The sequence below is a fragment of the Sphaerotilus microaerophilus genome, assembly GCF_023734135.1.
Taxonomy (GTDB): Bacteria; Pseudomonadota; Gammaproteobacteria; order Burkholderiales; family Burkholderiaceae_C; genus Sphaerotilus; species Sphaerotilus microaerophilus.
Map to the genome: position 1 here is coordinate 1,055,410 of NZ_AP025730.1, position 17,295 is coordinate 1,072,704.

Here is a 17,295-nt window from a genome sequence, read left to right on the forward strand (position 1 = left end):
GGCAGGGGCGGGCGGCGCAGCAATGACCGGGTGGCGGTCGCCGCGCCAGCCCCCGATCATCGCCGCAAGCACGTGCCCTACGCTGGCGGGGGGCGCAGGAAGCTGCCGGGTGCGCAGCGCAGGCGGGCGCGGATCGCCGCGCCGATGCGGTCGCGCTCGCGCAGCTGGATGCCCCGCGAGCGCAGCGCGACCCGGAAGGCCAGCCAGAAGCTCACCGCCAGGTTCAGCGCGCCGATGAAGGGGATCGCCGCCAGGCTCCACCAGAAGGCCGGCTCGTGCAGCACCTGGGCGCCCAGCGTGCCCAGCGCCGCGGCGATCTGCCCGGCCGAGAGCGTCACGTGGCGCACCTCGACGGGCAGGCCGAAGAAGGCCGCCAGCGTCGGCACCAGCCCCAGCAGCAGGCCCAGCGAGACGTTGGCCGCCAGCCCGGAGATGTTGCCGCGCCACCAGGTGGACCAGCGCTGTGCCCGCGGCGCCCCCAGCAGGCGCACGATGCCGGGGTTCCAGGCGATGGCGCTGTCCAGCCGGTGGTAGACGAACCAGTTCTCCACCCAGCCGGCGATCAGGCTGGAGGCAAACAGCAGCACGCCGGTGAAGGCGGCGTAGGCCGCGGTCGGCCCCAGCAGCGTCAGCTTCTCCAGCGTGTGGCGGGCCTCGGCCGCACTCAGCAGCGGCGCACCGGCCAGCCACCAGGCCGCCGCCTGCACCGCCAGCACCACCGGCGCCACCACCGCCAGGTTGCCCACGATGCCGGCGAACTGCGAGCGGATCAGGTGTGCCACCTCGTCGACGAAGCCCTCCACCGCCCCATCGTCCAGCGCATCGAGCTGGCTGCCGTGCAGCCGGGCGGCCATGGCCGGCGCGGTCATGGCGGGCTGCTTGGTGGCCACCGTCCAGTGCATCAGCTGGATCAGCACGAAGCTGGCGGCGTAGTTCACCCCGGCCCAGAAGCCGGCCCAGAAGGCCGAGAAGGCGATCGCCCCCAGCGCGAACTTGCCGAAGGTGGTGCCCGCGATCACCAGCCCGCCGCCGCAGGCCCGGCGCAGCATGTCGAACCACTCGGCGCGGCTGCGGGTGATGTAGTGCTCGCCGGTCTCGGCGCTGCGCTCGGCCACCTTGCGCGCCAGCATCGAGTAGTGGTGTGCGAACAGCGGGCCCAGGCCGCGGCGGTTCTGCACGCCGTCGGCCAGGCGCACCAGCAGCCACTGCAGCTCCTGCGCGGCATCGAGCGAGCCCAGGTGGTCCAGCAGCGCGTCGACGCGTTCGGTGCGTTCGCGCAGCTGCTCCACCTGGAACACCAGGTCCACCGAGATGCCGTAGGCCTCCAGGTGCTGGTGCACCGTGTCCGCCGTGCGGCGGCAGTCCTGCAGCAGCACGCGCAGGGCCTGCACCTGCACGGGCAGGCTGGCGGCATCGGCCGCATCTGCATTGGCTGCATCGGCCGAGTCGGCCAGGTGCGTGGCGGCCTGGGCGAGGCGGTGGAAGGGGCGGCCGGCCAGCAGCGCCGGATCCATGCGCTGGCGCAGCGTGGCTGACAGGCCCACGGCGCGCACCTGGCTGGCGAGCATCTGGATCGCATCGGTCAGGGCGCGGCGCCAGTCCGCGCTCAGGCCGTCGTCGTGCAGCAGCACGGCGAGGCGGCGCAGCGTGCCGGCGTCGATCGCGGCGAGCCAGAGCGCGTCGCCGCGGCCCTTGAAGATGAGCTGGAAGAGCTGGCCCAGGTCGTCGGTGTCCGGCGTGCCGGGCAGCAGGGCCAGGCGCAATCGCTCGCCCAGTTCGCTGGTGAAGGCCGCGCGCGGCGCAAAGCCGAAGTCCGCCAGCAGCGCCGTCAGGTCCGACTCGCGCAGCACCGAGTGCAGCACCCCGCGCACCGCAGCGGCGTGCTCGGGGTGGCGCTCCAGCACGTTGAGCAGGTGACGCAGCCGGCGCACCGGCCAGGGCGTGCCCGGCGAGGGGGGCTCGCTGGTTGAGCTGCGGCCGTCGCCAAAGCTGTTCGATGCCGGCTCCGCCAGCCGCGGCGGGCTGCGCAACCACTCGGCCAGGCGGATCAGCCACAGCCGCCGCAGGGGGCCGGGCGCGTGCGGGTCGGCGGCATTGAGCAGCGCGGTGAGTTCCCAGCTGCCACGGCGCAGCCAGCGCAGGCCCAGGCGGTGGCGCAGGGCAGCCAGCGGCTGGCTCAGGCGGGTGATGAGCGCGCGCCAGCGCGCGCTCAGGCTGTCGTCGGGGGCGCCGCCGTTCGGCGCGGGGGGCAGCGCCGTCAATGCAGCGCGTGCGCCTGGCCGAGTTCGAAGGCAGCGATCGGGGCCTCGAACCAGTGCGCGTCCTCGGACATGCAGAAGAAGGTGCCCTCCATGCGCCCATGCGGCGTGGCCAGGCGCGTCCAGCTCGAATACTCGAAGCCCTCACCCGGCTTGAGCAGCGGCTGCTTGCCGACCACGCCCAGGCCGCGCACCTCCTCTCGGTGGCCGGCGCCGTCGGTGATCAGCCAGCGGCGGGCGATCAGCTGGGCGGGCTGGTTCCCCTCGTTGACCACCGTCACGGTGTACGCGTAGGCGTACACACCCTGGGCGGCGTCGGACTGCTCGGGCAGGTACTGCGGCTGCACGCTGACGCGAAAACGATGCGAAGTCATGAAAAACATCATAGTTCGCCCCATCCGTCAGCCGATGTGACAGCTGTGAAGACCCGCAGCCGGAGCGGGATAGGCTGCGCCCACCGGGCCTGAGCGGTCTGCCTACAATCCCCGCGCCCCGACCCGCTGCCCACCCGCCGACCATGCCCCGACCGACCTACCGCATCGCCCCCAGCATCCTCTCGGCCGACTTTGCCCGCCTGGGCGAGGAGGTGCGCAACGTGCTGGCCGCCGGCGCCGACTGGATCCACTTCGACGTGATGGACAACCATTACGTGCCCAACCTGACCTTCGGCCCGATGGTCTGCCAGGCGTTGAAGAAGCACGCCGTCAAGCCCGACGGCAGCCCGGCCCCGATCGACGTGCACCTGATGGTGCAGCCCGTGGATGCGCTGGCGCTGGACTTCGCCAAGGCGGGCGCGGACATCATCACCTTCCACCCCGACGCGAGCACGCACGTGGATCGCACGCTGCAGCTCATCCGCGGCGCGGGCTGCCAGGCCGGGCTGGTGTTCAACCCGGCCATGCCCATCGACGTGCTCGAGTGGACGATCGACAAGGTGGACGTGATCCTGCTGATGAGCGTCAACCCCGGCTTCGGCGGGCAGAGCTTCATCGACAGCACGCTGCGCAAGGCGGAGCAGGTCCGCAAGCTGATCGACCAGTCCGGGCGCGACATCCGCCTGGAGATCGACGGCGGCGTCAAGGCCGACAACATCCGCCGCATCGCCGACGCCGGTGCCGACACCTTCGTGGCCGGCAGCGCGATCTTTGGCCAGCCCGACTACAAGGTGGTGATCGACGCGATGCGGGCAGAACTGGCGGGGTGAGCCAGGGCTCTGGGCAGGCTCAGCCCCGCAGCACCCGCCGGTACTCGAACCGCCGCAGCACCCGGGCCGTGATGCCCGCAGCCAGCGGGTGCGCCGGGTTGACCAGCGCCACGCGCTCCTCCGGCAGCACCGCCGAAGGCAGCACCAGTAGCGGGCTGCGCCGGCTCGCCAGCCAGGCCGACCCCAGCCGCACGCTGGCGCGCCCGGCCGGGATGGCCGCCCAGGTGGCGGGCAGGTCCGTCGCGGCCAGCGCCTCGCGCGCCGCCCAGGCGGCGGCCGGCACGCGGATCTCGACCAGGAAGCGGTTCAGCGGCAGGCCGCCGTCGTCCAGATGCGCCACCGTCTCCAGCACCGCCAGCGCCATCGAGGTGGCGGCATAGACCACCGGCTGGTCGATGTCGTTCCAGCGCCCCGGGTACAGCGCAGCCCCCGCGCCGCTCAGGTCGTCGGCGCCATGGCGGCGCGTCTCGGCGGCAATGCGCCAGAGCAGGACCGAGCCGTCGGCCGCCGGGTCGGGCGCCGCCTCCGTTGCCGCCCCTCGCGCGGGCACCGTCACTGGTAGGCGTCGCTGTGCAGCCCACCCAGCAGCCGGGCGACGATGTCCACCCCCGTGGGCGTGCCGATCAGGTCCGCCGGCCGGCGCCCGCCCAGCGCGGGCTGGGGCCGCTCGATCCACTGCCCCAGCCAGTGCGCGGTGTCGAAGCCCTCGGCCTCGGCGGCCGTGCTCTCGGCCACGATGGCCTGCGCCATGCCGAGCAGGCGCGTCAGCCCGATCGCGGCATGCCCCGGCGCGCCGGTGATGGCCTCCCCAGTGGTGGCCTTCTTCTCGGCCGTGGCCTTGGGCACGCCGAGGATGGCGTACAGCCGCGAGGTCGGCACCGCCAGCCGGCGCGACAGGTCCTTCAGGTAGAGGCCCTGCACGCCCTGGCGCTCGGCCTCGACCAGCTCCATCGGCGTGGCTATGCACAGCGTGGCCGCCCGTGCATCCACCTCCTGCCCAGCGCCGGCCCAATGCCGGGGCATGGCCTCCCGTGCGACGAGGGCGGGGCCAGACGACGGTAAGGAGGTGGAGAAGGGGGCAGGCATATGGACTCCGCATGTCTTGTTTGGGACTCAATGTAGTCCTGTTTAAGTCGCGGCACAAGACCAACTGTGCCGCGCCGTGCGCAACCTTGCCGCCGTCCGGGTGGGGCGCAGGTCTGGACAGCACAATCGTTGCGCTGTTGCTGTTGCTGTTGCTGTTGCTGTTGCTGTTGGCTTGCCGCCCACATTTTTCTGCGCCGGGCTGTAACCGCCACCGCTCTGGCGGCGAATGGAAGGTTGCCGTGTTCCGCGACGAATTTGAATCCCGCCTGAGGCCGCTCTGGCTGCGTGCCCTGGCGGGTGACGAGGCCGCCTACCGGGCGGCGCTCGGTGTGATCGCGACCCGGTTGCGCGCCTACCTGCGTCGGCGCATGCAGTCCTGGCCGGATGAGATGGAGGACCTCGTGCAGGAAACCCTGCTGGCGCTGCACCTGCAGCGCGGCACCTACGACCCGGCGCTGCCGGTGAGCAGCTGGGTGTTTGCCATCGCGCGGCACAAGCTGATCGACCTGTGGCGCCGCCGCGGCCGGCACGCCGAGCTGCACACCTCCTTCGACGAGCTGGACGACGACGCCCTGCCGGGCAGCCACGACAGCGCCGCCCCGGCGCAGCGCGACCTGGCGGTGCTGCTGCAGGCGCTGCCCGTCGCGCAGCGCGACGCCATCGTGCTGACCAAGGTGGAGGGGCTGTCCGTGGCGGAAGCGGCCGAGCGCACCGGCGCCTCGGTCTCGGCCATCAAGGTGCAGGTGCACCGCGGCCTGAAGAAGCTGGCCGACCTGATCCGCAAGGACGCCCCATGAACACCGACGACTTCATCCGCCTGCTGGCCACCCAGGCCGGCCCGGCGCCCCGCGCGGTGGTGGCGCGCCGCCTGGGGCCGGCCCTGCTGGTGGGCGCCGGGCTGGCCGTCGCCCTCGTGCTCGGCACCTTCGGGCCCTACCCGGGAGCGCTGCTGGGCCAGGGCGGCATGCTGCTCAAGCTGGCCTACGCCGCCGCCCTGGCCCTGGCCGCCGGCAGCCTGACGGCACGCCTGGCGCGGCCGGTGGCCCGCCTGGCCGCACCGCGGCGGGCACTCGTGGCCGTGCTGGCCGGCATGGCGGGGCTGGCGCTGCTGCACTGGTTCAGCCTGCCGGCCGGAGCCCGCGTGGATGCGCTGCTCGGCCGCACCTGGGCGGTCTGCCCGTGGATCGTGCTCGGCGCCTCGCTGCCCACCCTGGCCACCGTGCTCTGGGCCCTGCGTGGTCTGGCGCCCACCCGGCCGCGCGCCGCCGGGCTGGCGGCCGGGCTGCTGGCCGGGGCCGTGGGCGCGCTGGCCTATGCGCTGCATTGCCCGGAGCTGTCGCCCACCTTCGTCGCGGTCTGGTACTCGCTGGGCATCGCGCTGGCCGGTGCCCTGGGAGCCTGGCTCGGGCCGCGGGTCCTGCGCTGGTAGTGCTGCGCTGATCGTGCGAGGGCCATGCGCCGGGGCGCCGCGTCGCCACGTGTCACCCACAGGTCAACGCGGGTTGCCGGCGCTGCCTACACTGCCAGCCGATCGGTCCCCGGCCCATCTGCGCATGGGACCCTCTGCCCACCCCCCAACAGGAGACAAGACCATGACGATCCAGCTCTGCGGCTTTGCCGTGTCCAACTACTACAACAAGGTCAAGCTGGCCCTGCTCGAAAAGGGCATCCCGTTCGAGGAGGTGTTCGTGATGACCGGTTCCAAGGACGAGGCGGTGCTGTGCGACTCGCCGCTGGCCAAGGTGCCTTTCCTCCGCACGCCGCAGGGTGCGCTGTGCGAGAGCGAGGTCATCATGGGCTACCTGGAGGCGGCCTTTCCCGGCACGCCCGCGCTGCTGCCCGCCGACCCCTTTGCGGCGGCCAAGGTGCGCGAGCTGTCGCAGTTCATCGACCTGCACCTGGAGCTGGTGGCGCGCGACCTCTATGCGCAGGCCTTCTTTGGCGGCACGGTGAGCGAGGACACCCAGGCCAGCGTGCGCAAGCGCCTGGCGAAGAACATCCCCGCCTTCCAGCGCCTGGCGAAGTTCGGCCCCTACGTGGCCGGCGACACCTTCACCCAGGCCGACTGCGCTGCCTGGGTGAGCCTGCCGCTGGTGGCCATGGCCACCAAGATCGTGCTCGGCGAGGACCTGCTGGCCTCCGCCGGTGTCGAGTGGAAGCCCTACGCCGCCCTGGTCGGCCAGCGCCCGCACGCACAGAAGGTGGCGGCCGACCGCAAGGCCGCGCAGGACCAGATGTTCGCCAAGAAGGGCTGAGCAAGACACGCGCCCCGCCGCGGACGGGGCGGCGTCGGGCGTGGCTCGAAAGTCGGAGCGCTCAAAAGCGCTTCTTCGCGAGCCGCTCGTGCGTCTCGCTCACCTGCATCAGCGCGGCCGAGCCGTAGTAGCGGTGGTACTCGGCCACCATCTCGCCCTGCATCAGCACGGGGTCGGTGGCGGCCAGCTGCCTGGCCTCGTCGATGGTCTTGACCGCGAAGATGAACAGGCCGCGCCAGCCATCCACGCCGTCAAACGGGCCCGCCAGCACCAGCTTGCCCTCGCTGGCGAGCCGCGTCATGTTGGCGAAGTGGCCGCGGAACATCGCGTCCCGCTCCGGGCCGGCGGGCATCGGCTTCGGCCCGGTCTTCAACAGCACCATCACATAGCTGCGCATGCCGTGGTCGTCGGCGCCCAGCCGGGCGGCCAGCGCCGCGTCGTAGCTGGCCGGGGGCGTGGCCTGCGCCGCCGCCGGTGACGCGGTCAATGCGAGGGATGCGGTGAAAGCCAGGATGCCCGCCAGGACGGCGGCCCGTGCGTGGGTCAGCGGCTTCATGGTGATCTCCTTGTGCGAGGGACTGGGCGCGGGCCCATCCTACGGCGGCCGTGGATGCCGAGCACCCGGTGTCTGCCCCTGGGGTCGACCCCCTGATCCGAAGGGTCTTGGGCGAGCTGAGGCCCCCTGAATACGGGATCTGGAAACCATTCAGTAAGCATTCGGTAACAGTAATTTTCATATCCAGTTCACCGCTCTACGATGAACCGAGCTTCGGTCGAGCGGGCCTGTGGTCTGACCGGGCGCTGCCCGCCGGGGTGATCTGCAACCGATCATCGAGGGGAACACATGACACTCAGGAACAGGCTGGCCCGACGGGTCGGCTGGGGAATCGGGCTGGCGCTGATCGCGCCGATGGCCTTGGCACAGACGGCACCGGGAGCGGGCGCGCCCGCGCCACTGGATGGCAAGCGGGTGGCGATCGACCCGGCGACCGGGCAGGTCCGGCCCTTCGAGGCCGATGACGGCACCGCCGTCTCGGCAGGCAAGGCGGGCGCTGCTGCAGCACCGGCCACCGGCCTGATGTCGCGCCTCAAGGGTGGTGCAGTTGTCTCCGCCACCGGGGTGCGTGGCATGCGCCTGAGCCCGGAGCACCTCAACTACACGCGGGCGACCCGCCTGCCCGATGGCAGCCTGAGCATGACCTGCACCGTGGGCGAGAGCGCCGAGGCACACGCGAGCCATGCGGCGGCCCACCGCGCCCAACCTGCCAGGAAGGGGGCCGCCGATGTGGAATGACCTCGCGTCGCGCCTGGCGACTCCCCTGCGCCGCGGCCTCTGTGCGCTGGCGCTGGGCGGCCTGACCACGCTGGCCCAGTCGGCCGTGGTGCAGATCATCAATGCCAACGAGCCGGGCATCGGCTTCAACGACCCCACGCCGGTGGCCCCCGTGGGCGGCAACCCCGGCACGACCCTCGGCCAGCAGCGCCTGGTGGCCTTCCAGCACGCAGCCAACATCTGGGCCCGCACGCTGAAGTCGCAGGTGCCGATCTCCGTGCTGGCCACGTTCGAGCCGCTCAACTGCAGCGACACCAGTGCGGTGCTGGGGGCGGCGGGGGCGATCTCGGTGTGGTCGGACTTCCCGGGCGCCGAGAAACCCGGCACCTGGTACCCGTCGGCGCTGGCGAACAAACTGGCCCGGCAGGACATCGACCCCGGCCCCTACGTAGACGGATCGGAGAACGACATCGTCGCCTTCTTCAATTCCGAACTCGGCAAGCCCGGCTGCCTGACCGGCGTGGGCTACTACCTCGGCCTGGACAGCCGTGTACCTGCCGGCCAGCTGGACCTGATCACCACGCTGCTGCATGAGCTCGGGCATGGCCTGGGATTCCAGAACTTCTCGTTCGGCGGCGTCCAGCTCGCCGGCCAGCCGGGCATCTGGGACCACTTCATGTACGACGTGGCGGCCCGCCGGACCTGGCTGCAGATGACCGAGGCCGAGCGGGTGGCGTCCTCCATCGCCCCGCGCAACCTGGTGTGGGCGGGGGAGACCGTGCGCAGCCGGGCCGAGCAGGTGCTGGAGCGCGGCACGCCCGAGCTGGTGCTGCATGGCCATGGTCGGCACTTCCGTGGCGAGCGCTCGCTGATGGTCGGCACCGCCAGCTTCGGTCCGCCGCTCGGCCGCCGGCCGGTGGTCCAGGCGATGGGGCAGGTGGTGGATCAGCCGGATGGCACCGGCTGGGCCTGCACGCCGCTGTCGCCCGCCAACATCGCCCGGGTGGCCGGCAAGGTGGCCATCGTCGACCGCGGCGGTTGCACCTTCACCGTCAAGGCGGCCAACGTGCAGGCGGCCGGTGCGGTGGCGATGGTGGTGGTCAACAACGTGGCCGGGGGGCCGCCGCCAGACCTCGGCGGCACGGACCCGACCATCGTCATCCCGGCCGTGCGGGTGATGCTGGAGGACGGTGTGCTGCTCAAGAAGCTGGCCGGCAGCAACGCGGTGGCCTCGCTCGGGCTGGACATGGAGCGGCTGCGTGGCGCGGCCAAGGGCAACCGGGTGCTGCTGTACACCCCCAACCCCTACGCGCCGGGCTCGTCGATTTCGCACTGGGACACCTCGGCGCTGCGCAACCTGCTGATGGAGCCCTTCGACAACCCGGGCATGCCCCACGCAGTGCGCGCGCCGCTGGACCTGACCTACGAGCTGCTCAAGGACATCGGCTGGTGATCCTCTGCTGACCCTGCCGGCCGGGCCCGCTTCGCCGCGGGCCCGGGTTTGAATGTCGGCCCAGGCCGGCCCCCAGTCCTGGGATCGGGCACACTTCGAACCCATCCACCTACCTGCCGCCAGGGACGCCGAGATGGGCCAAGCACAGCCAGTCAGCCGCTTCGACTACGCCTCCTACCTCGCGTGGGAGGCCGAGCAGGTCGAGCGCCACGAATGGGTCGATGGCGAAGTCTTCGCCATGACCGGCGCGCGCGATGCGCACAACCGCATCGCGCTCAACATCGCCTCAGGTCTGTTGGGCCACCTGCGCGGCAGCCCCTGCCGCGTCTTCATGTCCGACATGAAGCTGCGCGTGGACTCCGCCGACGCGGTGTTCTACCCCGACGTGTTCGTCACCTGTGACCCCCGCGACCGCTCACCCGACGCCGATCTGGTCAAGCAGCACCCGCTGCTGATCGTCGAGGTACTCAGCGACAGCACCGCCGCCTACGACCGCGGACGCAAGTTCGAGCTCTACCGGCGGCTGCCGGAACTGCAGGAGGTGCTCTTCGTCGATCAGGAGCGCCTGCAGATCGACCTGTTCCGCCGCAACGGCCAGGGGCGCTGGGAGCTGTACCCGGCAGGTGAAGGCGAACTCCTCCGGCTGGACAGCCTAGGGCTGGACCTGCCGGTGCAGCAGGTGTACGACGGCGTGCTTCCGCAGGCTGTGGGTGCGGATGGCGGCGCACAGGGATCGCCAGCCTGACGGCACCGGCGCATCGCACCGAGGAGGCTCACCATGCTTGAAGGCAGTTGCCACTGCGGCTCGGCCACCTGGCAACTCGACGAGCGGCCCGAATCCGCGACCGCCTGCAATTGCACCGCCTGCCGGCGCTACGGCGTGCTCTGGGCCTACGGCTACGAAGGCGAGAACATCCTGGTGAGCGGCGAGACCACCGCCTACGTCCGGGGAGAGTCGCTCAGCTTCCATTTCTGCCCGACCTGTGGCGGCGTCTCGCACTGGCGATCACTGGCCGCTGACGAGCAGGGGCGGCGGCGCATCGCCGTCAACCTGCGCCTGACGGAGCCTGGCCCGATTGCCGACCTGCCCATCGACCATTTCGACGGGCTGGACACGTGGGCGGACCTGCCGCGCGACGGCAGGTGCATCAAGGACCTGTGGTTCTAGCCGTGAAAGTCTGCATCGTCGGCGCCTCCGGCAAGCTCGGCCGGTACATGGTCCGGCATGCGCTGGAGCGGGGCCACGAGGTGGTCGGTGTGTGCCGCGCCAAGAGCGTTGCCAAGCTCGATGCCTTCAAGGGCCGGATCCAGATCTTCCCAGGTGCGACCAATGACCGCGAGGTGATCCGCCGGGCGGTGCAGGGCTGTGACGGCGTCCTGACCGTGCTGGTCCCCTGGGGCCACCAGCAATACGCCACCGGCACCGCACAGGCGGTGCTTGACCTTGCCGCGCCGGGCGCCCGTCTCGTCTTCTCCTGCGGCTGGCACATCAGCCGTGACGGGCAGGACGTCTACCCCCGCTCGCTCCTGCTGCAGGCCAGCATCTTCCGCTGGGTGACCCGCCTGATCCCCTTCGCCGACCTCGCCGACCAGGAGGAAGCCTGCCGCCGCGTGTTCGCCAGCGACCGCCGCTGGACCGTCGTGCGCGGCAGCGACCTCGAAGAGGGCCCCAGCGAGGGCCTGCCGGTGTGGCGCCGGCACGTGGGCGACCCCGTCCTGGCGAGCAACCGCACCCGGCGGATCGACTTCGCGCGCTTAATGGTGGAGGCGCTGGCGAACGACGCGCTGCTCCACGAAGCGCCGGCCATCGTCGGCTGCCGCACGAAGTCGGCGCTGGCTGCGGCGGGGCTTTGAGGCGCGCGCATGGGCGTGCCGGGCGGTTCACTTCACCAGTGGGCGCATGTAGCTATGCGTCGGATGGCAAAAGACAAGACCTGACCCTAACGATCCCTCTAACGATCCCTGGGGGCCGGCCCGTGGTGACGAGCGTTGGCCGTGCGTTCGTGAATTTATCCGCACTTTGCCTTTGATCTGCCGTGTGGACAGACGCCGGGGGCGTGGGTAAGCTGAACCAAGAAATCAAGAAAAACCTGACGCGCTGGAGGCGCGACAAACAAGACGGGAGGGCGCGTGCAGACTTCGACAGCATCCATCCAGAAGACGCCGGCGCGACGCGCTGGCTCGGTCGGGCGTCTTGCCCGCGCGTGCGGCGCGCGTTGTAGTGGACTTGGCGCTGCTATTTGCCATAGGTCCGATGTGATTATTAAACCGGCAATAAAAAAGGCGACAAAAAGGTCCCGCAAGTCCTTGATTGCAAAGGACTTCCTTGATACGTAAATTTTCTTTTTTAATTGCCGGATTAATAGGCGGATTGCCATGTTATTTAGCGCAAGCCGATGTTATTGAGTGCTTGGCAGTGCACAACAAGTTAGGCCTCTTACTCCACTACCCGGGGACCGCATGCACCTGAACCACGATAAGCTCGTGTACCTCGATCTTGACTTCATCGCGCGGAAGTACGAAGAACTAAAGGGCGAGGACCCCGCGGCCAAGACAACCCGCACCGAGGGTGCGAACGCAGGGATCAAGGCCTACTTCGCCAATGCCGGGGTCTCCGTTACAGAGTCAGTGTCGTACAGCATCACGTCGCGCCAGATGCTGAGCGCGGTCTGGCAGGAACTGCAGACCACGTACCCAGACTTTGGGGCGTTCGAGAACTACAAAGGAACGAAGCTTCTGTGGCTAAGCGGCAAGCTCACGCTTGCTGAGTGGAAGGACCGCAAGAGCGAGAAGCCAGGGTACGAGTTCTATGAACTTCACCACGGTACAGAGCGCATGGCTTTTCTACCCAACAACCATAGGACTTACGCAAACGTTTAAATCAAACTAGATTATTTAATATATCGGCGCCGATTTCGTGGTATTTGTGATAATATATTCACCATGAAACCCACGAGCCGAGACTACTGCCAATTTCTGATATCCACACAAATCAACTACACGCAGACCTATTTTGCGGATCACCATCAGAGGTTTTCTCATGACGCCATAAATCGCTACTTGCAGGCTGCCAATATCAGCCCGGCCGATGTCTGGAATCTGGCCCGACGAAACATCGAATTTGACGACGATGCCTGCCTGGTTTTCGATGACAGCGTTCTGGACAAGAACCACTCGCACAAAATCGAGCTGGTGCGCAAACAGTACAGCGGCAACGCCCACGGCCTGATCAAGGGCATTGGGGTGGTCAACTGCCTGTACGTGAACATCAAGACCGGCCACTACTGGATCATCGACTGGCGCATCTATGCGCCTGACGAAGACGGCAAGTCCAAGCTGGATCATGTCCAGGAGATGTTCGACAATGCCATGGCGCACAAGAAGCTGCCCTTTCGCACCGTGCTGATGGACTCCTGGTACGCCACCATGGATCTGATGAAGCACATCCACCGGGCGGGCAAGCACTTCTACTGCCCGCTCAAGAGCAATCGCAAGGTTGACGACAGCCAAGGCCAGCAGCCCTACAAGGCGGTCAGTACGCTGCAGTGGAGTGCCCAAGAACATGTGCATGGCAAACACGTCAAACTGTTCAAGTTTCCCAGTGACATCAAGCTGAAACTGTTCCGGGTTGTGGTTGATACCAATCGCACGGACTGGGTTGTGACAAACGACCTATCTCAAGATTCGACGGACGATACGCATGAGATGTGTGCCGTGCGCTGGAAGATTGAGCAGTACCACAGGGAGATCAAGCAGGTTCTTGGCATCGAAAAATGTCAGTGCAGAATGGCCCGGTCACAGAAGAATCACATCGCCTGCGCGATATTGGCCTGGGTCCACCTCTGCGAGACGGCCAAAGCGCTGAAGACAAACATCTACAGCCTGAAGAAGGGAATCCTCTCGGAATTCCTCAAGAAGGAACTTCGGTCACCAACCATTCGCATGGCACCCATCTGACATATTGAGTCGAAATGGCGAATCATTGCGCTAGCTGAAGTGACCCTGCGTAAGTCCTAAACCAGTACTTTGCCGCCGGCTTCGCACAAGCACTCGGCGCCTCGACTGCTCTTAAGGGGAACATTTCGATTCCTGTGCGCTGCCTCGCACGCGTTCTCTGGCATGTTGAAGATGCGCGAAACTACGTTGCGTGCCCATACGTCATCCTCGAAGAGGCCTAACCATTCGTTAGGCACCAATACCACGCATCTTCACCATAGGAGCTTTGAGCAATGGCCATGATTAAGTGCAGTAGCTGCGGCAATCAAATTTCACCGAAGGCAGCCACTTGCCCGAAGTGCGGACACCCCAATGAAAAGGCAAAGCACTTGTCCGGCGGGCAAGTAATTGGCTACCTTTTTATTGCAGGCGCACTACTCTGGTTCTTTGCAGGTGGCGGACTGGACAAGCGAGCTGCTCAAGAGATGCAAAAGATTGAAAACCAGGTCGCTGCTGATGCCGTAAATCAATACCAAATTGCCAAACGCCAAGGCAATGCTATTCAGGTTTGCGTTCAGGCTGGCCTTGTGTCAGCTGCGTATCTTCAAGCTAAAGATGAGCCGAGCTATCAGCAGTGGAAGAAGACGGAAAGCGAAGACTGTCGCCGTGCCGGTGTTCCCCATTGATGCCCAACCCATGATTCCACCGGGCCTTGCGCATAGAGCCGCGCAATACCGGTGAATTCAAACGATGTGCATGGCTGGGGTCATGCATAGCAGGGGTCAGGTCTTGTCTTTTGCTTAATCGAGTCACCAAGGCACCTAAAATGCCCCGTTTCCAGCACATCGCCCATCCAACCATGACCGACCCTACCCCCGTCACCCCCGCCCGCCCCGAGCTCCCCGACCACCTCAGCGCCGACCCGCGCAGCCCGTTCCATGTGGCTGCGGCCTTCGAGCACGACATCGGCATCCGCTTCAACGACAAGGAGCGCAGCGACGTCGAGGAGTACTGCGTCAGCGAGGGCTGGGTGAAGGTGCCGGCCGGCAAGGCGCGGGACCGGTTTGGCCGGCCGCTGACGATCAAGCTCAAGGGCCGGGTCGAGGCCTTCTACCGCTGAACAAGCAGGCGGGCGCCTGGGCAATGGCCGGGTGCCCCTGAACGCCGCTGCCGCGATGATCGACAACGCCCTGCAGCCCCTCGTCCTGGTGACGAGCGTGCAGATGCTGCTGTACGCGGTGGCGTGGCTGCTGTGCGCCTGGCTGCTGCGGCAGGACCGGCGTGCCGTGGCGCACTGGGGCGGCTCGATGTTGACGATGAGCGCGGCCTTCCTGCTCATCGGCCTGCGGGGCGAGCCGCGCACCTGGCTGGCCTACACCGGGGCGAACCTGCTGCTGGTGCTGGGGTACGTGCTGGTGCGGCGCGGCTTCGAGCGCTTCCTGCACCAGCGCCCGCGGGATGCGGAGCACCTGGCCCTCTTCGGCCTGGCCGCGGCGGGTTTCCTGCTGCTGGGGCCGGGGGCGGAGCAGGCGTTCTGGCGCGTGCTCCTGGCGTACGGGGTGACCGTGCTCATCGTGCTGCGCGCCGTGCAGACGCTCATGCGCCAGGTGCAGGTGGAGTACGGCCTGTGGCCGTCGTTGGTGATCGTGTCCCCGGGCCTGCTGGTGATGGCGGTGGGCCTGCTGCGCGTGGGGCAGCAGCTGCAGGACCCGGGCCGGCAGCTGGAGCTGCACCTCACGCGGCTGAACAATGTCGAGATGATCCTGAGCTACCTGGTCGGGGCGGCGGCGTTCAACTTCAGCTACATGACGATGGTGATGGTGCGCATGACGCGGCGGCTGCAGGCCATGTCGCTGCAGGATTCGCTCACCGGGTTGCCAAACCGCCGGGTGATCGAAGCTCGGCTGAAGCACGAGTGGCGCCGCTGGGTCCGCCACGCGGCGCCTTTCACGGTGCTGGCGGTGGACCTGGACCATTTCAAGCAGATCAACGACACCCACGGGCACCTGGCCGGCGACGAGATGCTGGTGCAGATCGGCCAGCGCCTGCAGGCGGGCGTGCGCGAGGTCGACACGGTGGCCCGCACGGGCGGCGAGGAGTTTCTGCTGCTGCTGCCCGACACGGACGCGGCGGCAGCGCTCGCGGCCGCCGAGCGGGTGCGGGCCTGCGTGGGCGACGAGCCGTTGCGGGTGCGCGGGCAATCGCTGCGGATGACCACCAGCGTGGGCGTGGCGCAGGTCGGTGGTGACGATGCCGATGTGGCGGCGGTGCTGGCGCGTGCCGATGCGGCGCTGTACCGCGCCAAGGAGGCCGGGCGCAATCGCGTGTGCGGCGTCGATGCGCCGCAGGCTGAAGGCGTGCCAGCAAGCACCGCCTGAGCGGAACTCCGACGGCGAGCGGCGCGGGCCACCGAGGGCTGTCCCCTAGGCGCCATGTCGCCAACGTGCTCGCCGGCCCGGGGTGCGTCTGGGATAACCACGGCTGCACGCAGCGGGACGCCCCCGCACACTGTCCCGTTCCCCACCCAACGACCGACCGCCGAGGATCGCCGCATGGATTTCGAATTTTCTCCCCGCTGCCAGAGCCTGCGTGAGCGCCTGCTCGCCTTCATGGACGAGCACATCTACCCGAACGAGGCGCGCTACCACGCCGAGGTGGAGGCCAACCGCCAGGCCGGGCGCATGTGGAAGCCCACCGACCTGATCGAGTCGCTCAAGCCCAAGGCGCGCGAGCAGGGGCTGTGGAACCTGTTCCTGCCGCGCTCGGAGCGCGCGCCGGACGGGGGGCTGTCCAACCTGGACTACGCGCCGCTGTGCGAGATCATGGGCCGCACGCCCTGGTCGGCCGAGGTGTTCAACTGCTCCGCGCCGGACACCGGCAACATGGAAACGCTGGAGCGCTACGCCACCGAGGAGATCAAGCGCACCTGGATGGACCCGCTGCTGCGCGGCGAGATCCGCTCCGCGTTCGCGATGACCGAGCCGGCGGTGGCCTCGTCGGACGCCACCAACATCCAGGCCCGCATCGAGCGCGACGGCGACCACTACGTGCTCAACGGCCGCAAGTGGTGGACCTCGGGCGCCAACGACGAGCGCTGCGCGGTGTTCATCTTCATGGGCAAGACCGACCCGGAGGCGCCGCGCCACTCGCAGCAGTCGATGATCGTGGTGCCGGCCAACCTGCCGGGCATCACCATCGTGCGCCACCTGTCCGTGTTCGGCTACGACGACGCGCCGCACGGCCACGCCGAGGTGCTGTTCGAGAACGTGCGCGTACCGGTGGAGAACATCCTGCTGGGTGAGGGCCGCGGCTTCGAGATTGCCCAGGGCCGCCTCGGCCCGGGCCGCATCCACCACTGCATGCGCTCGATCGGCGCGGCCGAGCGTGCGCTGGAACTGATGTGCCAGCGGCTGATGTCGCGCGTGGCCTTCGGCAAGCCGATCGCACAGCAGTCGGTCTGGCACGAGCGCATCGCCGAGTCGCGCATGATGATCGACCAGGCCCGCCTGCTCACGCTCAAGGCCGCCTACATGATGGACACGGTGGGCAACAAGCACGCCAAGGCCGAGATCGCGATGATCAAGGTCGTCGCGCCGAACGTCGCCTGCAAGGTGATCGACTGGGCCATCCAGGCGCACGGCGGCGGCGGCATCAGCGACGACTTCCCGCTCGCCTTCATGTACGCGCACCAGCGCACGCTGCGCTTTGCCGATGGCCCGGACGAGGTGCACCGCGCCTCGATCGCCAAGCTGGAGCTGGGCAAGCACGGCGCCCTGCCCAAGGGCGGCGTGCCGGCGATGCCGGTGGCGCGCGGCAGCTGATCGCGCGCC

Annotated in this window: 20 protein-coding genes; 15 read left to right on the plus strand and 5 right to left on the minus strand. The window is 68.4% G+C overall.

Annotation, left to right across the window (positions count from 1 at the left end):
• Positions 1 to 77: 77 nt before the first annotated feature.
• Together NGK70_RS04520 and apaG are read right to left on the minus strand one after the other, a co-directional pair.
• On the minus strand, positions 78 to 2,261 hold the full coding sequence (locus NGK70_RS04520) for a site-specific recombinase (RefSeq protein WP_310742580.1): 2,184 nt from the start codon (positions 2,259 to 2,261) through the stop codon (positions 78 to 80).
• A complete protein-coding gene (gene apaG / locus NGK70_RS04525) occupies positions 2,258 to 2,632 on the minus strand; it encodes a Co2+/Mg2+ efflux protein ApaG (RefSeq protein WP_251972181.1) in 375 nt (124 codons plus the stop codon). Before apaG ends, NGK70_RS04520 begins: the two co-directional genes overlap by 4 nt.
• Positions 2,633 to 2,775: 143 nt before the next feature.
• Here apaG and rpe point away from each other — a divergent pair, with 143 nt between their 5' ends.
• Positions 2,776 to 3,462: a ribulose-phosphate 3-epimerase gene (gene rpe, locus NGK70_RS04530; protein WP_251972182.1), complete on the plus strand. Its 687-nt coding sequence runs from the start codon at positions 2,776 to 2,778 to the stop codon at positions 3,460 to 3,462.
• Between the two features lie 19 nt (positions 3,463 to 3,481).
• On the opposite strand, the gene NGK70_RS04535 is transcribed toward rpe, so the two are convergent.
• Positions 3,482 to 4,012 carry an RES family NAD+ phosphorylase gene (locus tag NGK70_RS04535; protein ID WP_251972183.1) on the minus strand — a complete coding sequence of 177 codons (531 nt, stop codon included), beginning with the start codon at positions 4,010 to 4,012 and terminating at the stop codon, positions 3,482 to 3,484.
• 2 nt (positions 4,013 to 4,014) lie between these two features.
• On the minus strand, positions 4,015 to 4,485 hold the full coding sequence (locus NGK70_RS04540; protein WP_251972184.1) for an antitoxin Xre/MbcA/ParS toxin-binding domain-containing protein: 471 nt from the start codon (positions 4,483 to 4,485) through the stop codon (positions 4,015 to 4,017).
• Positions 4,486 to 4,787: 302 nt separating this feature from the next.
• Between NGK70_RS04540 and NGK70_RS04545 the strand changes: the two genes are divergently transcribed.
• The 3 genes from NGK70_RS04545 to NGK70_RS04555 all read left to right on the plus strand — a co-directional run bounded on the left by NGK70_RS04545 (position 4,788) and on the right by NGK70_RS04555 (position 6,803).
• Positions 4,788 to 5,345 (plus strand): sigma-70 family RNA polymerase sigma factor, encoded by a 558-nt coding sequence (locus tag NGK70_RS04545; RefSeq protein WP_251972185.1) that lies wholly within the window; start codon positions 4,788 to 4,790, stop codon positions 5,343 to 5,345.
• Positions 5,342 to 5,977 carry an NrsF family protein gene (locus NGK70_RS04550; RefSeq protein ID WP_251972186.1) on the plus strand — a complete coding sequence of 212 codons (636 nt, stop codon included), beginning with the start codon at positions 5,342 to 5,344 and terminating at the stop codon, positions 5,975 to 5,977. Before NGK70_RS04545 ends, NGK70_RS04550 begins: the two co-directional genes overlap by 4 nt.
• A gap of 163 nt (positions 5,978 to 6,140) precedes the next feature.
• Positions 6,141 to 6,803, plus strand: coding sequence for a glutathione S-transferase family protein (locus NGK70_RS04555; protein ID WP_251972187.1), 663 nt, complete (start codon positions 6,141 to 6,143; stop codon positions 6,801 to 6,803).
• A 61-nt stretch (positions 6,804 to 6,864) separates the two neighbouring features.
• Here NGK70_RS04555 and NGK70_RS04560 read toward each other — a convergent pair whose 3' ends face one another.
• On the minus strand, positions 6,865 to 7,359 hold the full coding sequence (locus NGK70_RS04560; protein WP_251972188.1) for a YciI family protein: 495 nt from the start codon (positions 7,357 to 7,359) through the stop codon (positions 6,865 to 6,867).
• 288 nt (positions 7,360 to 7,647) lie between these two features.
• Between NGK70_RS04560 and NGK70_RS04565 the strand changes: the two genes are divergently transcribed.
• From NGK70_RS04565 to NGK70_RS04615, 11 genes are all read left to right on the plus strand, one after another.
• Complete coding sequence (locus tag NGK70_RS04565) at positions 7,648 to 8,097, plus strand: post-PEP-CTERM-1 domain-containing protein (protein ID WP_251972189.1); 450 nt, start codon at positions 7,648 to 7,650, stop codon at positions 8,095 to 8,097.
• Positions 8,087 to 9,529: a PA domain-containing protein gene (locus NGK70_RS04570; RefSeq protein ID WP_251972190.1), complete on the plus strand. Its 1,443-nt coding sequence runs from the start codon at positions 8,087 to 8,089 to the stop codon at positions 9,527 to 9,529. The genes NGK70_RS04565 and NGK70_RS04570 overlap by 11 nt, the downstream gene beginning before the upstream one ends.
• Before the next feature lie 133 nt (positions 9,530 to 9,662).
• The gene (locus NGK70_RS04575; RefSeq protein ID WP_251972191.1) at positions 9,663 to 10,274 is read left to right on the plus strand and encodes a Uma2 family endonuclease; all 612 of its coding nucleotides are present in this window, start codon (positions 9,663 to 9,665) and stop codon (positions 10,272 to 10,274) included.
• Between the two features lie 33 nt (positions 10,275 to 10,307).
• Positions 10,308 to 10,697: a GFA family protein gene (locus NGK70_RS04580; RefSeq protein ID WP_251972192.1), complete on the plus strand. Its 390-nt coding sequence runs from the start codon at positions 10,308 to 10,310 to the stop codon at positions 10,695 to 10,697.
• Positions 10,698 to 10,699: 2 nt separating this feature from the next.
• Entirely contained in the window at positions 10,700 to 11,383 is a 684-nt protein-coding gene (locus tag NGK70_RS04585) for an NAD(P)-dependent oxidoreductase (protein WP_251972193.1), read from the plus strand.
• A gap of 606 nt (positions 11,384 to 11,989) precedes the next feature.
• Positions 11,990 to 12,409: a hypothetical protein gene (locus NGK70_RS04590; protein ID WP_251972194.1), complete on the plus strand. Its 420-nt coding sequence runs from the start codon at positions 11,990 to 11,992 to the stop codon at positions 12,407 to 12,409.
• Positions 12,410 to 12,472: 63 nt separating this feature from the next.
• Positions 12,473 to 13,486, plus strand: a complete 1,014-nt coding sequence (locus NGK70_RS04595; RefSeq protein WP_251969112.1) for an IS701 family transposase — start codon at positions 12,473 to 12,475, stop codon at positions 13,484 to 13,486.
• 272 nt (positions 13,487 to 13,758) lie between these two features.
• Positions 13,759 to 14,151, plus strand: coding sequence for a zinc ribbon domain-containing protein (locus tag NGK70_RS04600; RefSeq protein WP_251972195.1), 393 nt, complete (start codon positions 13,759 to 13,761; stop codon positions 14,149 to 14,151).
• Between the two features lie 173 nt (positions 14,152 to 14,324).
• Positions 14,325 to 14,585: a DUF3297 family protein gene (locus NGK70_RS04605; RefSeq protein WP_251972196.1), complete on the plus strand. Its 261-nt coding sequence runs from the start codon at positions 14,325 to 14,327 to the stop codon at positions 14,583 to 14,585.
• A 31-nt stretch (positions 14,586 to 14,616) separates the two neighbouring features.
• Positions 14,617 to 15,843 carry a GGDEF domain-containing protein gene (locus NGK70_RS04610; RefSeq protein ID WP_251972197.1) on the plus strand — a complete coding sequence of 409 codons (1,227 nt, stop codon included), beginning with the start codon at positions 14,617 to 14,619 and terminating at the stop codon, positions 15,841 to 15,843.
• A 174-nt stretch (positions 15,844 to 16,017) separates the two neighbouring features.
• Positions 16,018 to 17,286 carry an acyl-CoA dehydrogenase family protein gene (locus NGK70_RS04615; protein WP_251972198.1) on the plus strand — a complete coding sequence of 423 codons (1,269 nt, stop codon included), beginning with the start codon at positions 16,018 to 16,020 and terminating at the stop codon, positions 17,284 to 17,286.
• Positions 17,287 to 17,295 lie beyond the last annotated feature (9 nt).

Excerpts from the sequence above, each read along its gene's own strand:
- NGK70_RS04600 (WP_251972195.1), top strand. The coding sequence starts at position 13,759 with ATGGCCATGATTAAGTGCAGTAGCTGCGGCAATCAAATTTCACCGAAG.
- NGK70_RS04590 (WP_251972194.1), top strand. The coding sequence starts at position 11,990 with ATGCACCTGAACCACGATAAGCTCGTGTACCTCGATCTTGACTTCATC.
- rpe (WP_251972182.1), top strand. The coding sequence starts at position 2,776 with ATGCCCCGACCGACCTACCGCATCGCCCCCAGCATCCTCTCGGCCGAC.
- NGK70_RS04605 (WP_251972196.1), top strand. The coding sequence starts at position 14,325 with ATGACCGACCCTACCCCCGTCACCCCCGCCCGCCCCGAGCTCCCCGAC.
- NGK70_RS04575 (WP_251972191.1), top strand. The coding sequence starts at position 9,663 with ATGGGCCAAGCACAGCCAGTCAGCCGCTTCGACTACGCCTCCTACCTC.
- NGK70_RS04560 (WP_251972188.1), bottom strand. The coding sequence starts at position 7,359 with ATGAAGCCGCTGACCCACGCACGGGCCGCCGTCCTGGCGGGCATCCTG.
- NGK70_RS04595 (WP_251969112.1), top strand. The coding sequence starts at position 12,473 with ATGAAACCCACGAGCCGAGACTACTGCCAATTTCTGATATCCACACAA.
- NGK70_RS04555 (WP_251972187.1), top strand. The coding sequence starts at position 6,141 with ATGACGATCCAGCTCTGCGGCTTTGCCGTGTCCAACTACTACAACAAG.
- NGK70_RS04570 (WP_251972190.1), top strand. The coding sequence starts at position 8,087 with ATGTGGAATGACCTCGCGTCGCGCCTGGCGACTCCCCTGCGCCGCGGC.
- NGK70_RS04540 (WP_251972184.1), bottom strand. The coding sequence starts at position 4,485 with ATGCCCCGGCATTGGGCCGGCGCTGGGCAGGAGGTGGATGCACGGGCG.
- NGK70_RS04565 (WP_251972189.1), top strand. The coding sequence starts at position 7,648 with ATGACACTCAGGAACAGGCTGGCCCGACGGGTCGGCTGGGGAATCGGG.
- apaG (WP_251972181.1), bottom strand. The coding sequence starts at position 2,632 with ATGACTTCGCATCGTTTTCGCGTCAGCGTGCAGCCGCAGTACCTGCCC.
- NGK70_RS04550 (WP_251972186.1), top strand. The coding sequence starts at position 5,342 with ATGAACACCGACGACTTCATCCGCCTGCTGGCCACCCAGGCCGGCCCG.
- NGK70_RS04580 (WP_251972192.1), top strand. The coding sequence starts at position 10,308 with ATGCTTGAAGGCAGTTGCCACTGCGGCTCGGCCACCTGGCAACTCGAC.
- NGK70_RS04615 (WP_251972198.1), top strand. The coding sequence starts at position 16,018 with ATGGATTTCGAATTTTCTCCCCGCTGCCAGAGCCTGCGTGAGCGCCTG.